General features: G+C 54.5%; 19 protein-coding genes. 8 read left to right on the top strand and 11 right to left on the bottom strand.

From position 1 onward, the window contains the following. Positions 1 to 28 precede the first annotated feature (28 nt). Genes AC4LF3_RS03265 through AC4LF3_RS03280 form a run of 4 tightly spaced genes read left to right on the top strand, consistent with a single transcriptional unit; the run spans position 29 to position 1,696 of the window. Positions 29 to 325 carry a hypothetical protein gene (locus tag AC4LF3_RS03265; protein WP_239381983.1) on the top strand — a complete coding sequence of 99 codons (297 nt, stop codon included), beginning with the start codon at positions 29 to 31 and terminating at the stop codon, positions 323 to 325. Between the two features lie 38 nt (positions 326 to 363). Further along, on the top strand, positions 364 to 621 hold the full coding sequence (locus AC4LF3_RS03270) for a hypothetical protein (protein ID WP_019363965.1): 258 nt from the start codon (positions 364 to 366) through the stop codon (positions 619 to 621). Next, complete coding sequence (locus AC4LF3_RS03275) at positions 618 to 1,175, top strand: lipocalin family protein (RefSeq protein WP_491834763.1); 558 nt, start codon at positions 618 to 620, stop codon at positions 1,173 to 1,175. Before AC4LF3_RS03270 ends, AC4LF3_RS03275 begins: the two co-directional genes overlap by 4 nt. Before the next feature lie 11 nt (positions 1,176 to 1,186). Beyond that, positions 1,187 to 1,696 carry a YbhB/YbcL family Raf kinase inhibitor-like protein gene (locus tag AC4LF3_RS03280; RefSeq protein WP_239381979.1) on the top strand — a complete coding sequence of 170 codons (510 nt, stop codon included), beginning with the start codon at positions 1,187 to 1,189 and terminating at the stop codon, positions 1,694 to 1,696. Positions 1,697 to 1,743: 47 nt separating this feature from the next. On the opposite strand, the gene AC4LF3_RS03285 is transcribed toward AC4LF3_RS03280, so the two are convergent. Together AC4LF3_RS03285 and AC4LF3_RS03290 are read right to left on the bottom strand one after the other, a co-directional pair. After that, positions 1,744 to 2,568 (bottom strand): cysteine hydrolase family protein, encoded by an 825-nt coding sequence (locus tag AC4LF3_RS03285; protein ID WP_491834764.1) that lies wholly within the window; start codon positions 2,566 to 2,568, stop codon positions 1,744 to 1,746. A 67-nt stretch (positions 2,569 to 2,635) separates the two neighbouring features. Beyond that, entirely contained in the window at positions 2,636 to 3,061 is a 426-nt protein-coding gene (locus tag AC4LF3_RS03290; protein WP_010797005.1) for a type 1 periplasmic-binding domain-containing protein, read from the bottom strand. Positions 3,062 to 3,163: 102 nt separating this feature from the next. Between AC4LF3_RS03290 and pip the strand changes: the two genes are divergently transcribed. The 4 genes from pip to mdoH all read left to right on the top strand — a co-directional run bounded on the left by pip (position 3,164) and on the right by mdoH (position 8,887). After that, positions 3,164 to 4,129 (top strand): prolyl aminopeptidase, encoded by a 966-nt coding sequence (pip, locus tag AC4LF3_RS03295; protein WP_010797006.1) that lies wholly within the window; start codon positions 3,164 to 3,166, stop codon positions 4,127 to 4,129. After that, positions 4,126 to 4,563 carry a D-aminoacyl-tRNA deacylase gene (dtd, locus tag AC4LF3_RS03300; protein WP_010797007.1) on the top strand — a complete coding sequence of 146 codons (438 nt, stop codon included), beginning with the start codon at positions 4,126 to 4,128 and terminating at the stop codon, positions 4,561 to 4,563. Before pip ends, dtd begins: the two co-directional genes overlap by 4 nt. 231 nt (positions 4,564 to 4,794) lie before the next feature. Next, positions 4,795 to 6,294, top strand: a complete 1,500-nt coding sequence (locus tag AC4LF3_RS03305) for a glucan biosynthesis protein G (RefSeq protein ID WP_100217696.1) — start codon at positions 4,795 to 4,797, stop codon at positions 6,292 to 6,294. Beyond that, positions 6,287 to 8,887 (top strand): glucans biosynthesis glucosyltransferase MdoH, encoded by a 2,601-nt coding sequence (mdoH, locus tag AC4LF3_RS03310; protein WP_491834765.1) that lies wholly within the window; start codon positions 6,287 to 6,289, stop codon positions 8,885 to 8,887. Before AC4LF3_RS03305 ends, mdoH begins: the two co-directional genes overlap by 8 nt. Positions 8,888 to 8,953: 66 nt before the next feature. Here mdoH and AC4LF3_RS03315 read toward each other — a convergent pair whose 3' ends face one another. From AC4LF3_RS03315 to ubiE, 9 genes are read right to left on the bottom strand one after another with little or no spacing between them, the layout of a single operon-like run. Beyond that, positions 8,954 to 9,661 carry a 16S rRNA (uracil(1498)-N(3))-methyltransferase gene (locus tag AC4LF3_RS03315; RefSeq protein WP_491834766.1) on the bottom strand — a complete coding sequence of 236 codons (708 nt, stop codon included), beginning with the start codon at positions 9,659 to 9,661 and terminating at the stop codon, positions 8,954 to 8,956. Next, entirely contained in the window at positions 9,658 to 10,449 is a 792-nt protein-coding gene (tatC, locus tag AC4LF3_RS03320; RefSeq protein ID WP_010797011.1) for a twin-arginine translocase subunit TatC, read from the bottom strand. Before tatC ends, AC4LF3_RS03315 begins: the two co-directional genes overlap by 4 nt. Beyond that, a complete protein-coding gene (gene tatB, locus AC4LF3_RS03325) occupies positions 10,446 to 10,847 on the bottom strand; it encodes a Sec-independent protein translocase protein TatB (RefSeq protein WP_019363974.1) in 402 nt (133 codons plus the stop codon). Before tatB ends, tatC begins: the two co-directional genes overlap by 4 nt. Positions 10,848 to 10,856: 9 nt before the next feature. Continuing rightward, entirely contained in the window at positions 10,857 to 11,099 is a 243-nt protein-coding gene (locus tag AC4LF3_RS03330; protein WP_019363975.1) for a twin-arginine translocase TatA/TatE family subunit, read from the bottom strand. A 19-nt stretch (positions 11,100 to 11,118) separates the two neighbouring features. Next, positions 11,119 to 11,451 carry a phosphoribosyl-ATP diphosphatase gene (locus AC4LF3_RS03335; RefSeq protein ID WP_010797014.1) on the bottom strand — a complete coding sequence of 111 codons (333 nt, stop codon included), beginning with the start codon at positions 11,449 to 11,451 and terminating at the stop codon, positions 11,119 to 11,121. Further along, positions 11,444 to 11,845: a phosphoribosyl-AMP cyclohydrolase gene (gene hisI, locus AC4LF3_RS03340; protein WP_122043480.1), complete on the bottom strand. Its 402-nt coding sequence runs from the start codon at positions 11,843 to 11,845 to the stop codon at positions 11,444 to 11,446. Before hisI ends, AC4LF3_RS03335 begins: the two co-directional genes overlap by 8 nt. Positions 11,846 to 11,900: 55 nt before the next feature. Then, on the bottom strand, positions 11,901 to 13,499 hold the full coding sequence (gene ubiB / locus AC4LF3_RS03345; protein WP_010797016.1) for a ubiquinone biosynthesis regulatory protein kinase UbiB: 1,599 nt from the start codon (positions 13,497 to 13,499) through the stop codon (positions 11,901 to 11,903). A gap of 3 nt (positions 13,500 to 13,502) precedes the next feature. Beyond that, on the bottom strand, positions 13,503 to 14,120 hold the full coding sequence (locus AC4LF3_RS03350; RefSeq protein ID WP_491834767.1) for a ubiquinone biosynthesis accessory factor UbiJ: 618 nt from the start codon (positions 14,118 to 14,120) through the stop codon (positions 13,503 to 13,505). Next, entirely contained in the window at positions 14,120 to 14,890 is a 771-nt protein-coding gene (ubiE, locus tag AC4LF3_RS03355) for a bifunctional demethylmenaquinone methyltransferase/2-methoxy-6-polyprenyl-1,4-benzoquinol methylase UbiE (protein WP_010797018.1), read from the bottom strand. The genes AC4LF3_RS03350 and ubiE overlap by 1 nt, the downstream gene beginning before the upstream one ends. Between the last annotated feature and the right edge of the window lie 115 nt (positions 14,891 to 15,005).

A 15,005-nucleotide genomic window follows, 5' to 3' on the forward strand; every position in this document is an offset into this window, starting at 1 on the left:
AATGCTGCTAAGGGAGATGGGGACTGCTATGAAATCATTTTTAGTGATGCTTTTTACATCGGTTCTTCTCGCCGGTTGTGGCAGTCATGACGATTTTGAAGGCAAGTGGAAAAGTCTCAATACAGGTCAGGTCAAGTTACAAATCGCGCCGGAGGAAGTCGCATGGCGTGTGACGGTCACGGGCGATGCGCTTTCCCCACAAACCTATGGTGCTACCCTGGTCGATGAGGGGCTGCGCGTCGACATGCCGCCTACTTCTGAAGTCTGGACCATAGATGATAACGGGCATTTGAAAGGGCTCGGTCAGGAGTTCATCAGAGAGTGAGGATGGTGTCAGCCCTCCGGTCCAGGTTAGGAGTCAGAATGAAGTTTCGCGTGTTTGCAGTGATGCTGAGTTGCTTGTGGCTGATCAGCTGCAGCAAGATCAATCAGGAAAATTACAATCGGCTCAAGGCTGGCCAAACCAAGGCCGAAGTCGAAGAACTATTGGGCAAGCCTACAGAGTGTTCCGGTGCGTTGGGGTTATCAAGCTGCACATGGGGTGATCAGTCTTCCGCGTTCATCAGCGTGCAGTATGTCAACGACAAGGTTGTCATGTATGCAGGACAGGGGTTGCGATGAAAACATCTACCAAGCTTTTACTACTGGCTGGCGCAGCAGGATTGTTGGTCGCCTGTGCCAGTTCGACCAAGACACCACCGCCTGAAACCGTCGGTTCGCTTGATCTGAAGCGCTATCAGGGGACATGGTATGAGCAGGCGCGCCTGCCCATGTTTTTCCAGCGCAGTTGCGTTCAGTCCGAGGCGCATTACCATCTGCTTGACGATGGAAATGTTGCGGTGCTCAATCGCTGTCTGACGAAGTCTGGCGACTGGGATCAGGCGACCGGTGTTGCCTCGCCAATGAAGCCTGGTGTAACGGACCGACTGGAAGTGCGCTTCGATACTTGGTTCAGCGGCGTATTTCCCAATATAGCCAAGGGCCCTTATTGGGTCTTTTATATTGACCCTGAATACCATAATGCCGTGGTAGGGAGCCCTGATCGCAAGTATCTCTGGTTCCTATCTCGCTCAGCCGAGATCACCCAGCAGCAGCGCGATACCTTTCTTGGCATCGCTAAAGCCAAAGGATTTGATACATCCAGGCTGGTCTGGCGAGGCCAGCCATCCAACTAAAGGGGGCAAGCATGGCCGATTCGGAGTTTCGCCTGTGGACCGATGCGTTCGCTGATAATGGTTTGATGTCAAAGCGCCAGGAATTTGATGTTGAGGCCTTTGGCGTATCGGGTGAAAATATTTCACCCGCGCTCATGTGGGAGAATCCTCCGCCGGGAACCAAGAGTTTCGCCTTGACGGTGTACGATCCCGACGCTCCAACCGGCAGCGGGTTCTGGCACTGGGTTGTGGTGAACATACCTGCCGATGTCAAAAACTTGCCGGAAGGCGCAGGCTACGCAGATGGAAGCCTGCTGCCAAAAGGGGCTCTACAGTTGCGCAATGACTATGGAACCGTTGGATTTGGTGGTGCCGCGCCGCCAAAAGGCGATAAAGCGCACCGGTATATCTTTCAAATCCATGCGCTGGCAGTCGAAAGCCTGCCTGTGCCAGCAGAGGCTACCAATGCAGTAGCACGGTTCATGACGCATCTGAACCAGATCGCCTCCGCAACTTATACCGGTCTGTATGAGTTGAAATAAAGCGTATCGGCCATTGCACGAAGCGATGGCCGATCGTTATGTACGCTTTATGACTCGGCGAGTAGGGGCTCAACCTCTTTGCTGGTCAGGCACCTGACGCCCTTTGCCTTCATTTCTTCAATAAAGCGTTCCGCCAGATGTTCGAAACCGGGTACTGCATGTGAGCAGTCGGTGAGCAGCACGAGGCGATGAAGACTGGTCTCGCCCAAGTGATCCGCGATATCTCTAACGGTTCCTGCGACGCAGTGAGAGAGGGCTTCGCCGGCGATCAGTACAGTCTGAGCCTGTTCCAGTTGATTCAACAGATGGGTATTGGATCGTGTACCTGGATCGTCAGGATCTGGCACTTCAGCGGCAATGGCGGAGTAATGCTCTGTGTTGGGATTGTTGCCCTTCGGAATGTAATGGACCGTCTTCAAGCGCGTCCTGCCCCATTCGTTGAGTGCATCGAGCAGGGGCGTATAGACATTATGACCCCAACTTCCGACCAGGCAGTGCTCCGGCCATATGGTCAACTGATATCGCCCACGCTCGGCCAGAGCTTTCACATATTCAAGACTATAGCTCTGCTTTTCCGGCACGCAGGCTGTCCAGCGGCCCTGCTCGATATCATCCACAGAAATAACCGTGAACGGAGGAGGGGAGTGCCCTTCGGCATCCTGCCACCAGGACGGATGCGCTATGTGCAAAGGTTGGTGAGAATCCAGCGTGACGTGAATGGCGTCCAGTCTGTGTCCCCACATGTGTATCAAGCTGGCAACCTTTCGGAGATCAGCACTTGCCTCTGGGACAGGAAGCGCAGCATCCGCAATATCACAAAAGTCATTTTGTGGATCGATAATCAGCAGGTGTACAGAGTCGGCTGAAGACATGGAAACGTTCCGATCAGAGAATGAGTGTGTCTCGTACGTGAGTGTACACGTGGGGTATAACAATCATTTACTGCCAATCCGCTCGCGCCAGCTTCCAGTCGTCGCCTTCTTTCCACCACTCCAGCCTTACACTGTAGTGGCGGGCCGCATCAGGCAGAAGGCCTTCAGCCCCTGTCATGCCTACCTCGGCATCCGTATAGCCTTTGTTCTGGTAAGTGGCATCGATCTGACTGTGTTTGCGGAAGGTAACAATATGGATATTGCGATATTTTAGAAACATACCTGCCATGGTTTGGCGGGCCCACGCACGATCGTTCTGTTGCTGGGCCAGAAACTGTGGGTGCAGTTGTTCATATACCGCTCCGGTTTTCTTGGCTTCCAGGCTGGCTTGCAATTGATCAGCTGCCTTGTCGAGTGCTTGCTGAGGATCGCTTTTGCAGCCCACGATAAATAACGGAAGTGAAGAAATGAGTAGACAGGTGGTCAAACGCATCACGAGAATTCCTTTTCCTGGTTAGGTTAGCGCTATGATGGCTATAGCACGGACAAATACGACGATGCTTTATCGCCACTGACAAGCCCGAAGGGGAGTAACATGCACAGCCTCTATCCGGAAATCAAGCCATACGCCCGCCACACACTTGCTGTAGATGATCCTCATGTCCTTTATCTGGACGAAAGCGGTTCACCGGATGGCCTACCTGTGCTGTTCATTCATGGAGGACCCGGTGCAGGCTGCGACGCGTTGAGCCGGCGGTTCTTTGATCCAGGCCTTTACCGGATTGTCACATTCGATCAGCGTGGGTGCGGGCGCTCAACCCCTTATGCCAGTCTGGAGCGCAATACAACCTGGGACCTGGTTGCTGACATGGAACGTATCCGTGAGCATCTGGGAATTGAAAAATGGGTACTTTTCGGCGGCTCCTGGGGATCGACTCTGGCGCTGGCCTATGCGCAGACGCACCCGGATCGTGTACATGCCCTGATCCTTCGAGGCATCTTTCTATGTCGTCCTGAGGACTTCCACTGGTTCTATCAGGATGGGGCGAGCCGTCTGTTCCCCGACTACTGGCAAGACTATCTCGCACCGATTCCTGAACAGGAGCGAGGCAACCTGATGCAGGCCTATTACAAGCGGCTCAGTTGCCCTGATGAAATTGCCCAGATGGGCGCTGCCAGAGCCTGGTCCTGTTGGGAGGGGCGTACGGCGACGCTTCGACCAAATCCTGATGTGGTCGAGCGATTTTCAGAGCACGCATTGTCCATTGCGCGCATAGAGTGCCACTACTTTGTCAACAATGCGTTTCTTGAGCCCAACCAATTGATCAGGGATATGCCCAAGATCGCCCATATTCCCGGTGTCATCGTTCATGGCCGATATGACGTGGTCTGTCCGCTGGATAATGCCTGGGCCTTGCACAAGGCCTGGTCTAATAGTGAGCTGCAAATCGTGCGCGACGCAGGTCATGCCGGTGGCGAACCGGGCATCTGTGATGCCTTGGTACGTGCAACCGATGCCATGGCACGACAGTTGCTCGATGTTCCCCCGGAGGCTGAATGAAAGTCCTTATACAGCGCGTCACGCAGGCGCGTGTAGAGGTAGACGGTGAGATAGTCGGTGAGATCAACCAGGGGCTTCTGGCCTTGGTGGGCATAGAACCGACGGACAATGAAGTAACTTGCGAAAAAATGCTGCACAAGGTTCTTAATTACCGGGTTTTTTCGGACGCGGAAGGGCGAATGAATCGCTCGCTTACGGATGCAGGAGGTGGGTTGCTACTGGTTTCGCAGTTTACGCTGGTGGCAGATACGCAAAGTGGTTTGCGTCCGAGCTTCTCGACCGCAGCGCCGCCTGCACAGGGCGCAGCGGTGTTCTCGCATCTGGTAGGGCTTGCGCGTTACCGCCATGCCCATGTGGCAACAGGTCGTTTTGGGGCCGATATGCAAGTTTCACTGACCAATGATGGTCCGGTAACATTTTTATTATCTATTTGAGCAACAGACTCTTACAGGTTTTCTGGAAGTGTCTATGATTGCGCAGTTTGGAACGACCGACACGCTTTGTGCGGAATCATTCGCGATCTTGTCAGTCCGACGACTGCTTATCCGTGAATGGCCATGCGTCGTTCAACGATTCGTACGCTGATTAAGGGGGCTGCGTTGTATTTGAATACTAATTCCAAGCCAGGTAAGGCTAAGGCCATCGTGCTGAGTTTTACGGCCATCATGGCAATGTTTGGGGCCAAGGCCTGGGCGTTTAGCCTCGATGACGTATCAGTGCAGGCCAAAAGCCTTGCCGAACAAAAATTCGCTGCGCCCAAGAGCAATCTGCCTGCCGTTCTCCGTGACATGAAGTTCGCTGATTACCAGCAGATCCGTTTCCGCCAGGACAAGGCGCTCTGGTCTGGAGAGAAAACACCGTTCCAGCTGAACCTCTATCATCAGGGCATGCATTTCGACGTGCCAGTGAAGATCAATGAAGTCACGGCAACGGGTGTCAACGAGGTCAAGTACGATCCATCCTATTTCGATTTCGGCAATCTGCAGCTGGATCAGGCTGCCCTCAAGGATTTGGGATTTGCCGGTTTCCGCATAACCTATCCGCTGAACAAGCCCGACAAGCAGGATGAGTTTGTGACCATGTTGGGCGCCAGCTATTTCCGTGTAGTAGGCAAGGATCAGGTGTATGGCCTGTCTGCGCGTGGCCTGGCGATCGATACCGCCCTGCCGTCCGGCGAAGAATTCCCTCGCTTCCGTGAGTTCTGGGTCGAGCACCCACAGCCGGACCGCCGTAATCTGGTGATTTACGCCTTGCTGGATTCTCCCCGTGCTACGGGTGCCTACAAGATGGTCGTTACCCCTGGTAGCGACAGCACAGTTGATGTGCAGGCGCGCGTTTACCTGCGCGATAATGTAGGCAAGCTGGGTATTGCGCCACTCACCAGCATGTACCTGTTCGGACCCAATCAGCCAAGCCCGCAGGTCAACTATCGTCCAGCCCTGCACGATTCCAATGGCCTGGCCATTCATGCGGGTAATGACGAGTGGATCTGGCGTCCGCTGAATAATCCCAAGCGTCTTTCCATCAGCACCTATACAGTCGAAAACCCCAAGGGCTTCGGTCTTCTACAGCGCGGCCGTGAGTTCAGCCGTTACGAAGATCTGGATGATCGTTACGATCTGCGGCCAAGCGGTTGGGTTGAAACCAAGGGTGACTGGGGCAAAGGCAAGGTCGAGCTGGTCGAAATACCGACACCAGACGAAACCAACGACAACATCGTTGCCTTCTGGACACCAGACACCATACCTCAGGCCGGTGAGCCGATTGATCTGAGCTATCGTCTGCATTTCACCATGGACGAGCCTGCTCTGCACTCGCCTGATGTGGCCTGGGTTCAGCAAACTCGCCTCTCGACCGGCGACGTCAAGCAGCCCAATCTGGTTCGCCAGGCAGATGGAAGCACCGCCTTCATCATTGACTTTGAAGGCCCGGTTCTCAAGAACCTGCCGGAAAGTGCACAGGTGGCCTCGCAGGTCAGTCTTAACGACAATGGTGATCTGATTGAAAACAATGTTCGTTATAACCCTGTCACCAAAGGCTGGCGTTTGACGCTGCGTCTGAAGGTCAAGGACGCTACCAAGCCCGTAGAAATACGTGCTGCGTTGGCGGAAGGCGATAAGACGCTGACCGAAACCTGGAGCTATCAGTTGCCTGCCAATGAATAACCGTAAAGAAACAACACCCGTTCAGGACTACCTCGAGCGCTTGCCGCTCGGGGAGGCCGAGCGGCAGCAACTCGCGAGCGGTGTAGGCAGTACCGACGCTGAGGGCTTGGCTTCCCTGCACGGAAAGCTTGCGTCCACTGAGTCTGTTAGAAATGATCCTGCACTGAGTTCTGTAGAAGCACGCTTGAAAATGGGTTGGGGTGATGCCCTGTCCGAAGGTGACCTGCTTACCGTTGATGCTCAGGGGCGGACCAATATCCGTACCATGCCTGCCATCACGCGGTCCCAGATGTTGCCGGAGCCATGGCGTACCAATCCCGTAGTACGTATATGGCATCGTCTGCTGGGTCGCAAACAGGAGGCTCGTCAGGTACCTGATGAGGAGGCGGACGCACACGCTCACTGGCGCAAAGTAGGGGCTTTCCGTCGTTTCATCCTGCTGGTGCTCATGCTCCTTCAAACAGGTATCGCTACCTGGTACATGAAAGCTGTTCTGCCCTATCAAGGGTGGTCACTGGTCGATCTTGGAGAGGTCTGGGATCAAGGGCTTCTGGAGTCTGCCAGGCAGGTGCTTCCCTATGTGTTGCAGACCAGTATCCTTCTGCTGTTTGCAACCTTGTTCTGCTGGGTTTCTGCCGGTTTTTGGACGGCCCTGATGGGCTTCTGGCAGCTACTGACCGGACGGGATAAGTACAGTATTTCCGCCAGTACTGTCGGGGACGAAGTGATTGCGCCTGAGGCGCGTACCGCCATTGTCATGCCGATCGCCAACGAAGACGTCGCTCGGGTGTTTGCCGGTTTGCGTGCGACCTATGAGTCTGTAGCAGCGACCGGGCAGCTTGAGCATTTCGACTTCTTTATCCTGAGTGACAGTAACAATCCGGACAAATGTGTTGCCGAGCAGAAGTCCTGGCTTGAGCTCTGCCATGCGGTAAAAGGTTACGGCAAGATTTTCTATCGCCGTCGCCGCCGCCGTGTGAAGCGCAAGAGCGGTAATATCGATGACTTCTGCCGCCGTTGGGGCAGCCAGTACCGCTATATGGTCGTGCTGGATGCTGATAGCGTCATGAGCGGTGAATGTCTCACAGGCCTTGTGCGCCTGATGGAAGCTAATCCGCGAGCAGGTATCATCCAGTCCGCACCCAAAGCTTCAGGTATGGATACGCTCTATGCGCGTCTCCAGCAGTTTGCTACCCGGGTGTACGGGCCGCTCTTCACGGCGGGCCTGCATTTCTGGCAGCTGGGTGAATCCCACTATTGGGGACATAACGCAATCATTCGCGTGAAGCCGTTCATCGAGCATTGCGCATTGGCGCCTCTACCCGGTAAAGGCTCGTTTGCAGGTGCCATCCTTTCCCACGACTTCGTTGAGGCTGCATTGATGCGTCGTGCAGGGTGGGGAGTCTGGATTGCATACGACATGCCCGGTAGCTACGAAGAGCTTCCGCCTAACCTGCTGGATGAGCTCAAGCGTGACCGCCGTTGGTGCCATGGCAACCTGATGAATTTCCGGCTGTTCCTGGTAAAGGGTATGCACCCGGTACACCGGGCCGTGTTCCTGACCGGTGTGATGTCTTATTTGTCGGCACCGCTCTGGTTCCTGTTCCTGGTGCTATCCACTGCACTTCTAGCCGTACACAAGCTCATGGAGCCGCAGTACTTCCTGCAGCCAAGGCAGTTGTTCCCAGTCTGGCCACAGTGGCATCCCGAGCAGGCAATTGCCTTGTTCTCGACCACGTTGATTCTGTTGTTCCTGCCAAAGCTGCTCAGCGTCATCCTGATCTGGGCCAAGGGGGCAAAAGAATTCGGCGGCGGTTTCAAGTTGCTGTGTTCGATGCTCTTGGAAATGCTGTTCTCGGTTCTGCTGGCGCCTGTACGCATGCTGTTCCATACGGTATTCGTGACTGCTGCCTTCCTGGGCTGGTCAGTGCAATGGAATTCGCCTCAGCGTGACGATGATGCCACGCCTTGGAGCGAGGCCTTCAAGCGTCATGGCTCACAAATGCTGCTAGGTATTATCTGGACGGCCGGTGTAGCCTGGTTGGACCCACGTTTCCTCTGGTGGCTATCGCCTATTGTGGTGTCACTGATGCTTTCCGCTCCGGTGTCAGTCATCTCAAGCCGTACCAATTACGGCATGGCGGCGCGTCGTTCCAGCTTCTTCCTGATTCCGGAAGAATACAATCCGCCTCGTGAGCTGGTGGCGACCGACGAGTACTTGCAGCAGAACAACCAAACCGTTCTTCGTCATGGTTTCCTGCAGGCCGTAGTCGATCCGCTGATCAACGCACTGGCATGTGGAATGGCCAAGGCAAGACATGCCAAGGTTGTGCCTCAGGCCGAAGCACTACGTCAGCAGCGCCTGGAAAAAGTGCTAGCAGACGGCCCCGAGAAGCACTCGGATGCACAGTGGGCTATCTTGAGCGATCCTGTTGGAATGTCGCGTCTGCATCTGCAGGTGTGGCAATCAGATGAAGCACGTGATCGTTGGGTGGAGGCGTACCGACGCATTCTGCCCGTACCTGCATTTGCCGAAACAAGTGCGCTTCCTGACGCAGACAGTGCTTCACTTGCAGTGAATCCTGCTCGCTAAGGTTGAGAAGGCATATGAAAAGCCCCAGTCAGAATATGGCTGGGGCTTTTTTATTGGCGACAGAAGTTAGAACAGGCGGGCCAGGAGCGCTGTAACGGCTGTTTCTACACGCAGGATACGTTCACCCAGTTGAACAGGGTCAAGCCCTGCCTCTTGCAGCTTATCCACCTCATAAGGGATCCAGCCGCCTTCCGGGCCGATTGCCAGCGTTACGGGGCCTTTTACTTCACGAGGGCAGGGTGGGTAGTTGCCAGGATGGCCTGTCAGCCCAATCGTCCCTTTCGCCAATGATGGAAGACGATCCTCGACAAAGGGCTTGAACCGTTTCTCTATGATGACTTCAGGTAAAACGGTATCTCGTGCTTGCTCCAAGCCAAGAATCAGCTGCTCTCGAATAGCGGAGGGGTCAAGAAAGGGGGTTTGCCAGAAGCTCTTTTCAACCCGATAGCTGTTGATAAGAACCAACCGGGCTACACCCATGGAGGAGATGCCTTGCAATACTCGACGCAGCATCTTGGGTCGCGGCAGCGCCAAAATGAGTGTTATGGGCAGTTTAGGCGGGGCAGGTTGGTGCAGCTGGAGTTTGATGCGCGCTGAATCAGGCGTGAGGTCAAGAATTTCGCCTTCGCCCATCAAACCATTCAACATGCCGACCCTCAGTGAATCACCACGCTCAGCTTGGTGAATGTCTTTCAGGTGGGCAAAGCGCCGGTCTTTAAGGAGGACTTCATTGTCTCCGACGAAGTCCTCCTGTTCTAGCAGCAGCAGATTCACGAATGAGTCGCTGGTGGCTGATCCTCGTGCGAGGTCTTTTCTTCGTGTGGCTCACGTTTTCGAACGAAGCGTCCAAACAGGAGGCCAATTTCAAACAGGAGCCACATGGGAATCGCCAGCATGGTCTGGGAAAGTACATCCGGTGGCGTCAGGATCATGCCTACTACGAAGCATCCGATAATGACGTACGGACGTACCTTCTTGAGGTAGGCCACATCGACGATACCGATCCAGATCAGCAGAACGGTTGCGACAGGGATTTCAAAGGCAGCGCCAAATGCAAAGAATAGCGTCAGTATGAAATCCAAGTAGCTGTTCAGGTCCGGCATCATCATGGCGCCTTCCGGCGTGATGCTTGAGAAAAAGTGGAAAATCAGCGGGAAGACCAGGAAATAGGCAAACGCCATTCCAGCGTAAAACAGCAAAATACTTGAAATCAGCAAGGGAAGCGCGACGCGCTTTTCATGCTTGTAAAGACCTGGCGCAATGAATCCCCAGACCTGATAAAGGATGACGGGCATGGCCAGAAACAGGGAAACAATAAGCGTCAACTTGAAGGGCGCAAGGAACGGCGACGTGACGTCTGTCGAGATCATCGTGGCGCCTTCGGGCAGAAACCTGCGGATAGGTTCCGACGCGAAAGCGTAGATCTTCTGGGCGAAGTAGAACAGACAGGCGAAAATCAGGAACGTCGCCAGCACACAGCGCAGCAAACGTGACCGCAGTTCAGTCAGGTGAGAGACCAGAGGCATTTCCTGGTCTTCATATTCAGGTTTTTTTTCGCTCATGGGGCTCGCGGTGGAGAAGGCTGATCCTTTGACTCGCTGGGGGGCGGAGTCACGTTACTGGGCGGAGCCGATTTGACGACAGGTAAGTCATCCTTGACGACAGATGAGTCATCGCTGGGCGGCGTAGGTGTTTCAGCCGACGGTGCTGGATTACCTGTCTCCTGGCGGGCCTTGTCGCGTTGCTCCCAGGACAAGAGATTCTCAGTGTGAAGCTGGCGCCGTATTTCGTCGGCACCAATTTCACGTTCCACCTCTTGCCGTATGTTATTGAAGCTACGCTTGAGACGACCGATCCACAGGCCTGCAGTGCGTGCAGCGCCTGGCAGGCGCTCTGGGCCTAAAACCAGCAAGGCGACCAGGCTTATCAGGGCTAACTCACTGAAGCTGATGCCAAACATAATAGGTACTCAATCCTTACGGACGGGCTCTTCAACCTTGTGGTGTTGAGCGTCAATCGTATGGGGCTGATTGAGTGGAGGCTTCTGCTGATCTTGCGCAGGCTTCTCCTCTTCTTCCGTATTCATCGCCTTACGGAAGCCCTTGATCGACTCGCCTACATCGGTGCCTAGGGTTTTAAGGCGTTTGGTACCAAATACCAGTACCACAACGATCAGGATGACGATCCAGTGTTTCCAGTCAAAAATACCCATAACATTACCTCATCAAGAATCAGGATTCGGATCGAGCAGCTTTTTCAGCGTGTCCAGATAGCCCAAAGCGGCGATCCAATTCATCAAGCACTGCCTGCGGATGTTGGCCTAGCGCAGCCAGCATGACCATACTATGAAACCAGAGATCTGCCGTTTCATAGATAAGGTCCGTCGAGTCTCCATTGCTGGCCGCATCTTTGGCCGCCAGGATGGTTTCTATGGATTCTTCTCCTACCTTTTCAAGGATCTTGTTCAGCCCCTTGTGGTAAAGGCTGGCGACATAGGAGCTTTCAGGCGCTGCGCCCTTGCGGGATTCAAGCACCTCTGCAATTTTGTTTAGCGTATCACTCATGGCTATGACCTGGCGTGTATATCGCGTCGGGATCTTTCAGAACCGGATCAATCGTTTTCCAGGCTCCCTCTTCAAACCGACGATAAAAACAACTTTCACGTCCTGTGTGACAGGCAATACCACCTAACTGCTCAACTATGAGGATGACGACATCAGCATCGCAGTCCAGACGCAGCTCATGCAGCTTCTGTACATGACCCGAGTCCTCCCCCTTACGCCATAGCTTACGCCTTGAACGTGACCAATAGATGGCACGATTCTCAGTTACAGTCAAAGCGAGGGACTCACGGTTCATCCAGGCCATCATCAAGACGCGCCCGCTCTGATAATCCTGAGCGATTGCCGGTACGAGTCCGTCACTGTTCCAGTTGATTTCTTCAAGCCAGTCTTTCATGGTCTACCCGGCAAATTACACACATTATTAGTCTGACAGCGCTGGCACGACCTGCCTAGCCACGAATGACCAGATAGATGCCTGTTACCAGCATGATCCAGGCGGGCCAGCCTTCAGGCGTGGACTGAAATCCAGTCTGGAAGGCACCGCCAATCAGCAGGACTCCAAATAGCCGGGGCAACCAGGCGTTGTCTCGTCTTCCCCACGGGTTGGGTGGATCATTGCGGTGGGGTTGGGTGATTCGCTCCAGTGTGTCACGGGTCATCTGGGCCAGGTGCGGGATCTGCTCGATCTGCTGCTGGATATTGCGTAGTACCTGGGTAGGTCCCATGCGCTGGCGCATCCAGCGCTCAAGATAGGGTTTGGCTGTCGCCCACAGGTCCAGGTCAGGATAAAGCTGGCGTCCAAGCCCTTCAATATTCAGCAGCGTTTTTTGAAGCAGTACCAGCTGAGGCTGAATCTCCATGTTGAACCGGCGTGCCACTTGGAACAGACGCAGTAGCAATTGGCCAAACGAAATATCTTTCAGTGGTTTTTCAAAAATCGGCTCGCACACAGTTCGAATCGCTGCTTCGAACTCGTTGACCTGTGTAGTTGCCGGCACCCAGCCTGAATCGATATGGAGCTGGGCCACCTTGCGGTAGTCGCGCTGAAAGAACGCCATCAGGTTTCTGGCCAGATAATTCTGATCCTCAGGTGTAAGGCTCCCGATGATGCCGCAGTCTACCGCGATGTATTTCGGATCCCAGGGGTGCGCCGTACTGACAAAGATATTGCCAGGATGCATGTCCGCGTGGAAAAAGCTGTCGCGAAACACCTGGGTAAAAAAGATCTCGACCCCTCGCTCGGCCAGGAGCTTGAAATCTGTGCCTTGGTCTCGCAGGGCATTCAGGTCAGTCACAGGGATGCCATAGATGCGCTCCATGACCAGTACTCGAGGGCGGCACCAGTCCCAGTAAACCTGCGGAACGTAAAGCAGAGAAGAGTCTTCGAAGTTTCTTCTGAGCTGACTGGAGTTGGCTGCTTCACGTAAGAGATCGAGCTCATCGTAGATGGTCTTCTCATAATCCGTGACGACTTCGACGGGGTGCAGACGGCGCGCTTCGGCCGAAACGCGTTCTGCCATACGTGCCAGCAGAAACAGCCAGGCCAGGTCTTGAGAAATGACAGGCTTCAGGCCTGGTCGCACGACCTTGACGACTACCTCTTCACCTGTTCGGAGCTGTGCTGCATGTACCTGAGCGACGGAAGCGGAGGCCAGCGGCGTGATATCGAAGCGGCTGAAAACCTGGGCAATGGGCGCGCCCAGTTGAGACTCGATCAGCGCAATGGCTTTCTCCCCAGGAAAGGGAGGAACCTTGTCCTGGAGAAACATAAGCTCATTGGCCACGTCTTCCGGCAAAAGATCGCGGCGCGTAGAAAGAATCTGGCCAAACTTGATGAAAACAGGGCCCAGACCTTCTAGCGCAAGGCGCAACCGAGCACCTCGGGACAGCGACTTGCGAGGGCGAGGCAACCAACGCCATGGCAGAAAGTAACCTGTCAGGCGTAAATACCAGGGCAGTGGAAGCGCATAAACCAGATCATCCAGGCGGTAGCGAACAACAACCAGGAAAATACGCAGCAGGCGTCGAAGGGCAGCAAACAGCTTCATTGGTTATTTATGTCTGCGTTGAGCAAGGCGATCGATACGCGCCTCGAGACGATCTACAGTTAGACGCAAGGTATCGATTTCCGCAAAGCGAGCATCACCTTCCCGACGTCCAACCAGGGTGCGACTTTCTTCAGCTAGCCAGTCAGACAGGCTTTGACGCAGACTCTCATGACTTTGATCCGTCCACCCGCGCCCTTTTCGGACGAATTGTCCAAGCAGTGCAGCAGGCACTGGACCCAGCCAGCGAGAGAGCTCGTATTCCCAGTCCAGCTCCAGGCTCTGCAGGATATCGGATAGCTCTATCAGTGCTGCACTATCCCCCTCAAGCGTTACATCGGTGCTGTGCAAGATCGCTGTTTTGTTCTGACTCAAGGCCAGCTGAGCCAATCGAGACGCAGGTGCTTTCAGCGTGCAGTCGACTTCTGCTTCATGGTGGGCGGCAAAATGCAGACCATCATAGGCCGGAAGGATGAACAGGGTAAAACGTGGAGCCGCACAATCTATGGCAATGACCTTGCCTTGCAGGCGTGCAAGACGGCGGCCCGCCACAGCGTCCATTGCCAGTAAGGGATTCAGGCCGCGCTCCAGCGCAGCCAGTACGGCCTGGGTCAGTAGGATCATCAGGGTTTTATGCCACGGTGCAGGGCAACAATGCCACCTGTCATATTGTGGTAGGTCACGCGCTCAAATCCAGCGGTTTCCATCATGGCTTTAAGCGTGTCCTGATCAGGATGCATGCGAATCGACTCCGCCAGGTAACGGTAACTGGCCGAATCATTGGCGATCAGCTTGCCCATGAACGGCAGAAGGCTGAAGGAGTAAGCATCATAGGCCTTGGACAGGAGCTGGCTGGTCGGCTTGGAGAACTCCAGTACCAGAAGACGCCCGCCCGGCTTGAGTACGCGTAGCATGGATGCGATAGCGGCTTCCTTGTGGGTCACGTTACGCAATCCAAAGGCGATGGTCACACAATCAAAGTGATTGTTTGGGAAGGGCAGCTTTTCAGCGTCTGCCTGTACGAAGCTGACATTGTTGGCAATACCTTCGTCCATCAGGCGATCACGACCGACCTTTAGCATCGAGTCGTTGATATCTGCCAGCACGACCTCACCACGTGGGCCCACCAGGCGGGAAAACTGTTTAGTCAGGTCGCCTGTGCCGCCAGCAATATCCAGCACGCGGTTACCACTTCGAACCCCGGACAGTTCGATCGTGAAACGTTTCCACAAGCGATGAACGCCTGCAGACATCAAGTCATTCATCACGTCATATTTGGCTGCAACCGAGTGGAACACTTCGGCCACTTTTTGAGCTTTCTGACTTTCCGGCACACTCTGGTAGCCGAAATGAGTGACGGGATCGGCCTCCGGGCCCTTGCGCTGATCGCTCATGACGCTTCACCTGCATTTGAATAAGCAACCATTCTAGCAGTGCTGATGCGCTGAGATGTCCATTCTTGCCGGATAAAGTCATTAGAAAATAGGTATTCCATGAGATGGGTCATCC

This window comes from Pseudomonas sp. C2.3V, assembly GCF_058536325.1.

Bases quoted from the DNA above. Each gene is read 5' to 3' on its own strand.
- AC4LF3_RS03265 (WP_239381983.1), top strand. From the start codon at position 29: ATGAAATCATTTTTAGTGATGCTTTTTACATCGGTTCTTCTCGCCGGT.
- AC4LF3_RS03270 (WP_019363965.1), top strand. From the start codon at position 364: ATGAAGTTTCGCGTGTTTGCAGTGATGCTGAGTTGCTTGTGGCTGATC.
- AC4LF3_RS03275 (WP_491834763.1), top strand. From the start codon at position 618: ATGAAAACATCTACCAAGCTTTTACTACTGGCTGGCGCAGCAGGATTG.
- AC4LF3_RS03280 (WP_239381979.1), top strand. From the start codon at position 1,187: ATGGCCGATTCGGAGTTTCGCCTGTGGACCGATGCGTTCGCTGATAAT.
- AC4LF3_RS03285 (WP_491834764.1), bottom strand. From the start codon at position 2,568: ATGTCTTCAGCCGACTCTGTACACCTGCTGATTATCGATCCACAAAAT.
- AC4LF3_RS03290 (WP_010797005.1), bottom strand. From the start codon at position 3,061: ATGCGTTTGACCACCTGTCTACTCATTTCTTCACTTCCGTTATTTATC.
- pip (WP_010797006.1), top strand. From the start codon at position 3,164: ATGCACAGCCTCTATCCGGAAATCAAGCCATACGCCCGCCACACACTT.
- dtd (WP_010797007.1), top strand. From the start codon at position 4,126: ATGAAAGTCCTTATACAGCGCGTCACGCAGGCGCGTGTAGAGGTAGAC.
- AC4LF3_RS03305 (WP_100217696.1), top strand. From the start codon at position 4,795: ATGGCAATGTTTGGGGCCAAGGCCTGGGCGTTTAGCCTCGATGACGTA.
- mdoH (WP_491834765.1), top strand. From the start codon at position 6,287: ATGAATAACCGTAAAGAAACAACACCCGTTCAGGACTACCTCGAGCGC.
- tatC (WP_010797011.1), bottom strand. From the start codon at position 10,449: ATGAGCGAAAAAAAACCTGAATATGAAGACCAGGAAATGCCTCTGGTC.
- tatB (WP_019363974.1), bottom strand. From the start codon at position 10,847: ATGTTTGGCATCAGCTTCAGTGAGTTAGCCCTGATAAGCCTGGTCGCC.
- AC4LF3_RS03330 (WP_019363975.1), bottom strand. From the start codon at position 11,099: ATGGGTATTTTTGACTGGAAACACTGGATCGTCATCCTGATCGTTGTG.
- AC4LF3_RS03335 (WP_010797014.1), bottom strand. From the start codon at position 11,451: ATGAGTGATACGCTAAACAAAATTGCAGAGGTGCTTGAATCCCGCAAG.
- hisI (WP_122043480.1), bottom strand. From the start codon at position 11,845: ATGAAAGACTGGCTTGAAGAAATCAACTGGAACAGTGACGGACTCGTA.
- ubiB (WP_010797016.1), bottom strand. From the start codon at position 13,499: ATGAAGCTGTTTGCTGCCCTTCGACGCCTGCTGCGTATTTTCCTGGTT.
- AC4LF3_RS03350 (WP_491834767.1), bottom strand. From the start codon at position 14,120: ATGATCCTACTGACCCAGGCCGTACTGGCTGCGCTGGAGCGCGGCCTG.
- ubiE (WP_010797018.1), bottom strand. From the start codon at position 14,890: ATGAGCGATCAGCGCAAGGGCCCGGAGGCCGATCCCGTCACTCATTTC.